This window comes from Microcoleus sp. N9_A2 (assembly GCF_036701775.1).
In the GTDB taxonomy this organism is placed as follows: domain Bacteria; phylum Cyanobacteriota; class Cyanobacteriia; order Cyanobacteriales; family Microcoleaceae; genus Microcoleus.
In genome coordinates, this window is the sequence record NZ_JAUBRH010000001.1 from 286017 (window position 1) to 292376 (window position 6360).

Genomic DNA, 6360 nt, shown 5'->3' on the forward strand with positions numbered 1-6360 from the left:
GTTCATCTGCGTTGATCTGCCTTCATCTGCGGTTACAAAAATTTCTACTTTAACCCAAACCTAAATCAGTCACAGCACCCACACTGCTAGAAGAAACCAACTTAGCGTATTTAGCCAAAACGCCTCTAGTATAGCGAGGTTTAGGAGGCTGCCAAAGAGCGCGCCGCTGCTCCAATTCTGCATCAGAAACATTGAGCTGCAACAAGCGATTTTGAGCATCAATTGTAATCGAATCGCCCTCTTTTACCAGAGCAATTGTGCCGCCAACTTGCGCTTCGGGTGCAACGTGACCGACAACCCTGCCGTAGCTTCCGCCAGAGAAGCGGCCGTCAGTAATTAAGCCGACAGAATCGCTTAAACCTGCACCAATTATTGCCGAAGTTGGTGCTAACATTTCGCGCATTCCCGGCCCGCCTTTGGGCCCTTCGTAGCGGATGACAATCACATCTCCGGCTTTGATTTTTCCAGCCAAAATTGCAGCCAAACAATTTTCTTCCGATTCAAATACCCGCGCTGGGCCGGTAATTTTTGGTGTTTTAACACCTGTAATTTTAGCAACGGCTCCTTCTGTTGCCAAATTTCCCCTGAGAATTGCTAAATGTCCTTGGGCGTACATCGGGTTATTCCAAGGGCGGATGACATCTTGGTCAGCGCGCGGTTCGGCGGGAATATCTGCTAACACTTCAGCAATAGTTTGGCCGGTAATTGTCAGCGCATCGCCGTGTAGCAAGCCGCGTTCCAAAAGCATTTTCATGACTTGCGGAATGCCGCCGGCTTTGTGCAAATCGACGGCTACGTATTTGCCGCTTGGTTTGAGGTCGCACAAGACTGGCACTTTGGCTCGAATTGTTTCAAAATCGTCGAGGCACAGTTCAACGCCGATCGTATTTGAAATCGCCAATAAATGCAGCACAGCGTTGGTTGAACCGCCGATCGCCATAATTACCGCGATCGCATTTTCAAAGGCCTTGCGTGTCAAAATTTGGCTCGGTAACAACTGTTTCCGAACCGCTTCCACCAAAACTTTGGCAGATTCCTCAGCGCTATCAGCTTTTTCGGCATCCTCAGCAGCCATTGTCGAAGAATAGGGCAAACTCATGCCCATCACTTCAAAAGCGCTGGACATTGTATTTGCTGTGTACATTCCGCCGCAGGAGCCCGCACCCGGACAAGCTTTTTTTTCCACTGCGGTGAGTTCTGCTTCCTCAATTTTGCCGGCGCTGAATTGACCGACTGCTTCAAAAACGCTGACAACGGTTAAATCTTGTCCGTTGTGGTATCCCGGTTTGATCGTGCCACCGTAGACAAAAATAGCAGGAATGTTCATGCGGGCGATCGCAATCATTGCCCCCGGCATATTCTTATCGCAACCGCCCACAGCCAGCACCCCGTCCATACTTTGGCCGTTGCAAACAGTTTCAATCGAATCTGCAATCACATCTCTCGAAACCAGGGAATATTTCATCCCTTCAGTTGCCATCGAGATCCCGTCGCTGATAGTAATCGTACCGAACATCTGTGGCATCCCGCCGGCTTCTTTTGCACCCGCAACAGCCCGCAAAGCGAGCTCGTTCAATCCCATATTGCAGGGCGTAATCGTGCTGTACCCGTTGGCAATGCCCACAATGGGCTTAGTGAAATCGCCGTCGCCAAAACCGACGGCCCGCAGCATGGCTCGATTGGGCGCGCGCTGCACGCCCCCAGTCACAGCTTGGCTTCTCAAATTTTCAGGCATTTTAAAATTTCCTTTCTCTGTTGATAGTTGACAGTTGACAGTTAACAGTTGTCAGTTGTCAACTGCCAGCTCGCCCAAAAACGGATACAAGTTTCCGATAATCGTCGTGGTGAGCCCATAATTTTAGACCAAAGTTCCGGCTCCCAGATGAATCTGTGGAGCAAATCTAAAATCTAAAATCTAAAATCGACTGACTGAGTGCCCAGTCCCGAGAGTTTTACCCTATTGTTGATTTTCTCAGAAGCGTTGATATTTGTCAGGCCCTTTAGGAGCGAGTAGCACAGCATTGCCAGGAAAGCAATGCAAAGATTCTACAGATAGTACAGCGTGCAGAGTGAATACCGTAGTTATCTGGGATGATGTGGTAACACCCATCACTCTAACGTTTAAAAAAAATTGCGAGGCGAATGACATGGAGGCCGATCGAATTCTGAGGCAATATGCGGCCGGAGAAAGAAATTTTCGAGAGATTAACCTCGTCGGGGCCGACTTAAAAGGGGTAAACCTCAGCGAGGCTAACTTTACCAGATCGAATTTCCAAGACGCAAACCTCAAAGGCGCTAACCTGACGGGAGCGAACTTGCGCGAGGTGAAATTGGCAGGGGTGGACTTGACGGAAGCCAACCTCACCGAAGCAAATCTCATCGGTACCGATTTGAGCCGCGCCAATCTCAGCGGGGCTAACCTGATGGGAGCCAACCTGCGCGGCTCAATGGCCAGAGAAGTCAACATGACCAAGGCTAATTTGACCGAAGCTAATTTGACCGAAGCCAACTTTACTGAAGCGAATTTGTTTGCGGCCAACTTAACCGACGCTAGCATGATTCGCATTAATTTGATGAAGGCAAATTTGAGTTGGTCAACTCTCAAAGCGGTAAACCTGACAAATGCCATCCTCAGCGAGTCGCTTTTAGAAAGAGCTAACCTGAATCAGGCAATTCTCAGCGGGGCGATGCTCAGCGGGGCTAACCTGACTGGTGCAGACTTGCGCCAAGTAACGATGGTGGGAGCTAATCTGAGCGAAGCTAATCTGAGCAATGCTAATTTGAGGGTTGCTAATGTGAGTTGGTCAACGCTAGCAAAAGCTAATTTGAGCGGTGCTAATTTGTACCGGGCCAAGCTGTGCTGGTCTAATTTTAGCGGGGCTGTTTTGTTGGAAGCGGTTTTGATTGATGCTAATCTCAATCGAACTAACTTCCGCGATGCAGATTTGAGGCGGGCAATTATGCCCGACGGCACGACTAATGACAGTTGACAGTTGACAGTTGACAGTTGACTAATATCATGTCCGGTTGAATAGTTATCATACTTTTGTCCGATCATGCCCAATGCCCAATGCCCACCCTTCGACTTCGCGAGCGGGCAAGATGCCCTATCCCCTGTTTGGCCAATGCCCTATGCCCGTAGAGGTTTTATTACCAATTAACCGGACTTGATATAATGACTGTCAGTGAATTATTGATTCTGGTTGCGGCGGGAATTTTTGCCGGAATTCTAGCTGGATTTTTGGGTATTGGCGGCGGTACGGTGCTCGTGCCTTTGTTGGTGGCTCTCAATTATGCTCCCGTGCAAGCGGTTGCTACTAGCGGTTTGTCGATCGTCATTACAGCTATTTCTGGCAGCATCCAGAATTGGCGCATGGGCTACCTCAGCTTGAGCCAAGTCGCAGGCATCGGATTTCCCGCCGTCATTACAGCACAAATCGGTGCTTATTTGGCGGGGATATTTCCGCCTTACTTGCTGTTACTTACTTTTGGGTTGTTGCTGTGGCTGAATATTTATTTGATTGAAGTTCGCAAGCGCCTGACAGCTAAGAAGAAACCGGAACTAGAACAAGGGGAACTGGGAGGACAAGCGGGACAACGAGAAAATGCTCAATTACCAATTACCAATCACGAATTACCCAATAATTCAAATATTTTATTCAATCCAACTTTTGCTAAAATTGCTACCGGCAGTGCGGCAGGTTTATTAGCGGGTTTGTTCGGCGTAGGCGGCGGCGTAATTATGGTTCCCCTGCAAATTTTGCTGTTAGGAGAAAGCATTAAAACCGCAATTCAAACCAGCTTGGGCGTCATCGTCATCACTGCTATTTCGGCGACGGCTGGACACGCGGCGCGCGGGAATGTTTTGTGGGTTGTGGGGTTGATTCTGGGCGGCGGCGGTTTGTTGGGCGCGCAGGTGAGCACGCGGTTTTTGCCGAGATTGCCCGATCGCACTATTAGTTTAGCTTTTCGATCGCTCTTGGCAGTATTATCGCTCTATGTTTTCTGGCAAGCTTGGCAAAAATTTAGCAATGGGTAATTGGTAATGGGTAAGGTGCGCGGCAGAAGAGCCCCCTACGAAAAAATCCGGGAAGGTGCCCGCGCTGCACCCTACGAAAAACGAATAAGTAAGACTAATTTGTTGATAGTTTCTTCACGGCGCGAGTCAGACGCTGCAAATAAGGCTTGACAATTTCTTGATTTTGCCTCTGCAACTCGGAAACTTGCTGCTGCAAATGCTGAATCTCGGTTTGCAACATCCCTGTGTCTATTGTGGGTCGATCGAGCAAATCCTGCAATTGCTTCAGAGAACCTTGGATTTCATTCAAGTCTACTTCAGTCGATCGCTCCTGTAACTGAGCCGTAATAGTTTTAACTTCAGTTAACTTTTCGCCCATCAATAAAAATCGGACGTTGACATTTTCCCAATCATGCTCTCTGAGGGCGCTAGTTTCCAAAATGCGGAGTTTTTGCTGCAAATCCGACAGTTGCGTGTGGAAATCCTGAGAATCTGCCGGCAGCGCCTGGGCTTGGCGTTCGAGAGAGGCTACGGCAGCTTGTACCTCGGCGATGACGCCGGATTCCAAACCGAGGAGTTTCTGCTGCAAGTCGGAGACGGCGGTGTAGAGCTCCGCAGGTTCTCCAGGTAGTATCTGAACTTGGTGCGAGCGACGTTCTACTGCGGCCTGTACGTCCGTAATCGCAGAATTTGCCTTGTATTGCATTTGTTGCTCGAAACGCTGGCGATTGGCGAGATTCAGCGAGAGTGCTGCGGTTAAGGGGGCGGCAGCGTAGAGAATTTGGCCCGACAATACAGCAGCAATCGTGCCCATCGCTGAACCAGCAACAGAGGCGTATTCTACCAATTCTAGCCAGTCCGGCTGGTTCGGGGCACTTCTCAAAGCTGGGAATGATGCTTTTTCAATCTTCTGCATAGCCTTTTAGTCGTAGTCGGATAGATGGCGATACGGACATGATAAAAGCGATCGGCAAATAAATCAGGGCTATTTGTCAAATTTTCGGGATTGTGGTATTTTTATTGACCTCCTGCCGAATACCTTCTGCCTTCAAAACCGTCAATCTCAGGTAAAATTCAGAATTAAGTCGATCGCTCAACAGTTAACCAATAACCGTTCACCGCCGTCTGTCAGGAGTATACAGAAAATGGGTCTCAAGATTATTGAAAGCTACGATAGCAGTTTTGTCCTCGAACCCGATGCTAAAACTGCACTGTTCGGTTTATTAACCGGTGAAAGCTTTCTCCAACAAGTAGCGCTACAATTGCAATGCTCGCGCATTGAGTTTGCCGAGTTACTTTTTCAGCCAGTCCCTTACAGCAGCGAGACGCCGAAGGGAATGCCTGCGGAATTTGAAAAGTATCACGAATCGAGCGATTTTGCGATCGTCAACGTCCCGCCTAATTTCATGTTCCAAGCCAAAATATTTAAACCCAGCCGCCTCTGTGCCGTTTATCGAGTTTTTAAGAGTTAGGTAAAGGCTGGTTAATCTGTGGTTTAATCTAAAATCTAAAATCTAAAATCTAAAATCGGATGACAGAAGACATTCAATCTCTCGCCAGCTTAGAATTCATTCCATACATAGACTCCGAGGGGAAATTGCCCGATTTTGTCCAGGGAAAAATCGGCGTTTACGCAATTTTTGACAGCGAGAAAGTCCTGCAATTTGTCGGCTATTCTCGCGACATTTACCTCAGCCTTAAACAGCATTTGGTACGCCAAACCCAGTATTGCTACTGGCTGAAAGTCCAAACTATTGACAAGCCCAGCCGCACTATCCTGGAAAGCATTAGAGAAAGTTGGATTGCCGAAAACGGTTCCCAACCCCAGGGTAACGGTGCCGATGCTGCCAAGTGGAACGATCCCATCGACACCAAAACTGTGATGACTGCCCAAGAAACAGCAAATTATGAAGGTATTTTCGCCGATGAAATTGCCAAAGATAAATTGTTGAAAAATGTAGCGCGGCGGGTGGAAAATGAAATTTTCTCGCTCCTCAAATCTCGCGGTGTAACTGAAGAAATTCGGTTTAATCCCAAGCTGAAAACTAGCGGATTGCTGGATTTAAAGTAACTGCGATATCAGGTTAATCCCCCACAATCAACCCTGTTTGTAGTGAGGACTTCAGTTTTCTCTCTAAGGACTAAAGTCCTCACTTCAAACTTATAACATTTTAAGATTTATAGCAACCGCCACAGCGGGCGCGGACATAAATAACCTCATGAATAGAGCCGATACCCGTCAAGCATAAATGGTTTGATTCCCGTACTGTCAACTGTCAACTGTCAACTGTCAACTGTCAACTGTCAACTGTCAACTGTCAACTGTCAACTGTCAACTGTCA

At 48.0% G+C, this 6360-nt stretch carries 6 protein-coding genes; 4 read left to right on the forward strand and 2 right to left on the reverse strand.

The annotated features are described in order from the left end of the window. Positions 1–49: 49 nt before the first annotated feature. Entirely contained in the window at positions 50–1735 is a 1686-nt protein-coding gene (gene ilvD, locus QUA44_RS01230; protein WP_333247133.1) for a dihydroxy-acid dehydratase, read from the reverse strand. 412 nt (positions 1736–2147) lie between these two features. Between ilvD and QUA44_RS01235 the strand changes: the two genes are divergently transcribed. Both QUA44_RS01235 and QUA44_RS01240 read left to right on the forward strand, forming a co-directional pair. Beyond that, positions 2148–2990, forward strand: a complete 843-nt coding sequence (locus QUA44_RS01235) for a pentapeptide repeat-containing protein (protein WP_333247516.1) — start codon at positions 2148–2150, stop codon at positions 2988–2990. 185 nt (positions 2991–3175) lie between these two features. Next, positions 3176–4039: a sulfite exporter TauE/SafE family protein gene (locus QUA44_RS01240; protein ID WP_333247131.1), complete on the forward strand. Its 864-nt coding sequence runs from the start codon at positions 3176–3178 to the stop codon at positions 4037–4039. A 94-nt stretch (positions 4040–4133) separates the two neighbouring features. Here QUA44_RS01240 and QUA44_RS01245 read toward each other — a convergent pair whose 3' ends face one another. After that, positions 4134–4934: a hypothetical protein gene (locus QUA44_RS01245; protein ID WP_333247129.1), complete on the reverse strand. Its 801-nt coding sequence runs from the start codon at positions 4932–4934 to the stop codon at positions 4134–4136. 229 nt (positions 4935–5163) lie between these two features. On the opposite strand from QUA44_RS01245, the gene QUA44_RS01250 reads away from it, so the two are divergent. Together QUA44_RS01250 and QUA44_RS01255 are read left to right on the forward strand one after the other, a co-directional pair. Continuing rightward, complete coding sequence (locus tag QUA44_RS01250) at positions 5164–5490, forward strand: hypothetical protein (RefSeq protein WP_333247128.1); 327 nt, start codon at positions 5164–5166, stop codon at positions 5488–5490. Between the two features lie 59 nt (positions 5491–5549). Further along, positions 5550–6089, forward strand: a complete 540-nt coding sequence (locus tag QUA44_RS01255; protein WP_333247126.1) for a GIY-YIG nuclease family protein — start codon at positions 5550–5552, stop codon at positions 6087–6089. Positions 6090–6360 lie beyond the last annotated feature (271 nt).

Coding starts and splice junctions, on each gene's coding strand:
- ilvD (WP_333247133.1), bottom strand. CDS start 1,735: ATGCCTGAAAATTTGAGAAGCCAAGCTGTGACTGGGGGCGTGCAGCGC.
- QUA44_RS01235 (WP_333247516.1), top strand. CDS start 2,148: ATGGAGGCCGATCGAATTCTGAGGCAATATGCGGCCGGAGAAAGAAAT.
- QUA44_RS01240 (WP_333247131.1), top strand. CDS start 3,176: ATGACTGTCAGTGAATTATTGATTCTGGTTGCGGCGGGAATTTTTGCC.
- QUA44_RS01245 (WP_333247129.1), bottom strand. CDS start 4,934: ATGCAGAAGATTGAAAAAGCATCATTCCCAGCTTTGAGAAGTGCCCCG.
- QUA44_RS01250 (WP_333247128.1), top strand. CDS start 5,164: ATGGGTCTCAAGATTATTGAAAGCTACGATAGCAGTTTTGTCCTCGAA.
- QUA44_RS01255 (WP_333247126.1), top strand. CDS start 5,550: ATGACAGAAGACATTCAATCTCTCGCCAGCTTAGAATTCATTCCATAC.